3 protein-coding genes are annotated in these 2,815 nt (G+C 52.6%); all 3 read left to right on the top strand.

The annotated features are described in order from the left end of the window. Window positions 1-231: 231 nt before the first annotated feature. The 3 genes from H6A32_RS15625 to H6A32_RS15635 are packed head-to-tail and all read left to right on the top strand — an operon-like array spanning window position 232 to window position 2,646. Window positions 232-1,500 carry a DDE-type integrase/transposase/recombinase gene (locus tag H6A32_RS15625; protein WP_204864801.1) on the top strand — a complete coding sequence of 423 codons (1,269 nt, stop codon included), beginning with the start codon at window positions 232-234 and terminating at the stop codon, window positions 1,498-1,500. Beyond that, on the top strand, window positions 1,500-2,306 hold the full coding sequence (locus H6A32_RS15630) for an ExeA family protein (RefSeq protein ID WP_178280155.1): 807 nt from the start codon (window positions 1,500-1,502) through the stop codon (window positions 2,304-2,306). Before H6A32_RS15625 ends, H6A32_RS15630 begins: the two co-directional genes overlap by 1 nt. A gap of 10 nt (window positions 2,307-2,316) precedes the next feature. Continuing rightward, window positions 2,317-2,646, top strand: a complete 330-nt coding sequence (locus H6A32_RS15635; RefSeq protein ID WP_177311280.1) for a DUF6618 family protein — start codon at window positions 2,317-2,319, stop codon at window positions 2,644-2,646. The last annotated feature ends 169 nt before the right edge of the window (window positions 2,647-2,815 follow it).

Genomic DNA, 2,815 nt, shown 5'->3' on the forward strand with positions numbered 1-2,815 from the left:
ATTGCCCGGCTGCCGGAGTATTCCCTTTTCTCCGGCGGTTTTGCGGATAAAACCGCTTATTCCTTCCTCCAGTCCCACAGGAATCCCCCTGCCATGGCCTGATCCCCGGCGTCTCCCGGTCTGCGCTTCCATGTCCCTGCACCTGTCGTCCACTGACCACACGCCATGGGGATGGAGACTCTTCTGATTCCCATCTACAATGGTGGAAAACGAAAAGCAGGTTCCTGTTTCATGGAAAATCAAAAACAACAGCTCACTGACGCAGCAAAAATCGCGCAGTTCCGGCTCTCTGTCATTGCCCCTGTGATCCACGGGCTTTATCCGGACGCGTCCAGGAATGCTTATTACCGGCGGGTCACGGAAAAACCCCTGACACTTCCGGACGGCTCCACTTTCCAGTACAACCCAAAGACCATCAGCAAATGGGTATCCCTCTACCAGACAGGCGGGATTGACGCGCTGATGCCAAAGGAGCGTTCGGACAAAGGATCCACCCGGGTGCTGCCGGACACTGCCATCGAGGAGATCTACCGCCTTAAGGAGGCATTCCCGCGGCTCAACGCCACCCAGATTCACAAACAGCTTGTGGAGAATTCTTTTATCCCCGCCACAGTCAATGTCTGCGCGGTCCAGCGTTTTATCCGGAACCATGACCTGAAATCCGCCCGGAATCCCAACATGAAAGACCGGAAGGCTTTTGAGGAAGATGCATTCGGGAAAATGTGGCAGGCGGACACATGCTACCTGCCGTACATCACAGAAGACGGAAAACGCAGGCGCGTTTACTGCATCATGATCATTGACGACCATTCCCGCCTCCTGGTAGGCGGCGGGCTCTTTTACAATGATAATGCTTACAACTTCCAGAAAGTGTTCAAACAGGCGGTGGCGGCCTACGGGATCCCAATGAAACTTTACGTGGATAACGGGTGCAGCTACTCCAATGAGCAGCTCTCCCTGATCTGCGGCTCGATCGGAACAGTGCTCCTGCACACGAAAATCCGGGACGGTGCCAGCAAAGCGAAGATCGAACGCCAGTGGAGGACCTTAAAAGAATCCTGGCTTTATACCATTGATCTGGATTCCATCCATTCCCTGGAGGAATTTAACCGCCTCCTTGCAGACTATATCCGCACCTATAATACATCCTTCCACTCCGGGATCCAGGAGATCCCGCTGGAACGGTACCGCCGCACCTGTATGCAGGCCAGGATGCCAAAATCCCGGTCCTGGCTGGACGAATGCTTCATGAACCGGGTTGTCCGCAGGGTTAACCGGGATTCCACGGTCTCTATTGACCGTATTTATTATGATGTGCCTATGCAGTTCATTGCTTCCAAAGTGGAGATCCGTTTCCTGCCGGATGATATGTCCTGTGCATACATCCTTTATGAAGGGGAACACTACCCGATCCGCCAGACAGACCGGAATGAGAACTGCCGGACAAAACGGAACAACACACCCTCCCTTGACTATTCACGGATGGGAGGTGGTTCCTGATGTCCCTTGCGTATTATGGGCTTTCTTTCAATCCTTTTGACAAGCAGATGGTACAGGAAAAAGACCGGTTTCTCTCCCGTGACATGACGGAAATGACACAGCGCCTGGATTACCTGAAGGACGCCCGGGGGATTGGAGTCTTTACCGCCCGTCCCGGCATGGGGAAATCCTTCTGCCTGCGCTGTTTCGCGAAGAGCCTGAACCCCAACCTGTACCACATGGAATACATCTGCCTCTCCACCGTCAGTGTCATGGAATTCTACCGCCAGTTCTGCGCTGCGTTGGGCGTCAGTGACAAAGGAGGCAAGCCGGGGATGTTCAAATCCATACAGGAGCAGATCTGGTATCTCTATAAAGAGAAACGCCAGCCCCTCCTTCTGGCAGTGGATGAAGCCCAGTATCTTTCCACCGGCATCCTGAATGACATCAAAATGCTGATGAATTACGGATATGACTCCGTGAACTGTTTCACCCTGATCCTCTGCGGGGAGGCGCACCTGAACAATACGTTAAACAGACCGGTCCATGAAGCCCTGCGCCAGAGGGTTACGGTCCATTATAACTTCTGCGGTCTCTCTGATGAGGAAGTAGCAAGATATGTCCTTCATAAGATCGCCTGCGCCGGCGGGAGTGAATCCATTATGGATAAAGCGGCACTTTCCGCTATCCACAGCCATTCCCAGGGGAACCCGCGGCTGATCGATAACCTGATGAGCGATGCCCTTGCCCTTGGTTCCCAGATGGAGAAAAAAACAATCGATGCAGAAGTAGTCCTGGCGGCTGTTAACAACCAAAACCTGATGTGAGGAGGAACCTATGGAGTATCAATGCACACTTACAAGAGGGAGACGGAAAGAACACTGGCAGGGAGAAATCCGGCTCATCCACTATTCCGATACCTGTTATGAAGCAGAGATCACAGGTCGCGGCACGTATTTCCATGTGATCGCCGGGAAACACAGCTATGGGAACTATATCTGTATCCCAAACCACGATGTAGGAAGCGAACTTTCCGAATTCCGGGATTTGTTCTGGAACACAGAGCGTCTCTCCGGGCTCATAAAAAAGGTGGATGCGGTAACCGTTGCACATGGGCTTTGCCATCTGGAAGAGCTGATCCATCCGAAAAGCTCTGTCGATAACTAAATCCAGGTCACGGGGTTCATTCCGAACCCCGTGATTTTTTCAATGTGAGACGATAACGTGCCGGATGATCGGTTTTATCGCGCAGTCAGCTCCCGGACTGCGCAGTCACTTCTCCGATGCTTAGAAAAATAATCTGTTGTTTGCGTCTCCCTCAATTCGCCGTCCAACA

This window comes from Drancourtella massiliensis, from assembly GCF_016900655.1.
Taxonomy (GTDB): Bacteria; Bacillota; Clostridia; order Lachnospirales; family Lachnospiraceae; genus Sellimonas; species Sellimonas catena.

Bases quoted from the DNA above. Each gene is read 5' to 3' on its own strand.
- H6A32_RS15635 (WP_177311280.1), top strand. From the start codon at position 2,317: ATGGAGTATCAATGCACACTTACAAGAGGGAGACGGAAAGAACACTGG.
- H6A32_RS15625 (WP_204864801.1), top strand. From the start codon at position 232: ATGGAAAATCAAAAACAACAGCTCACTGACGCAGCAAAAATCGCGCAG.
- H6A32_RS15630 (WP_178280155.1), top strand. From the start codon at position 1,500: ATGTCCCTTGCGTATTATGGGCTTTCTTTCAATCCTTTTGACAAGCAG.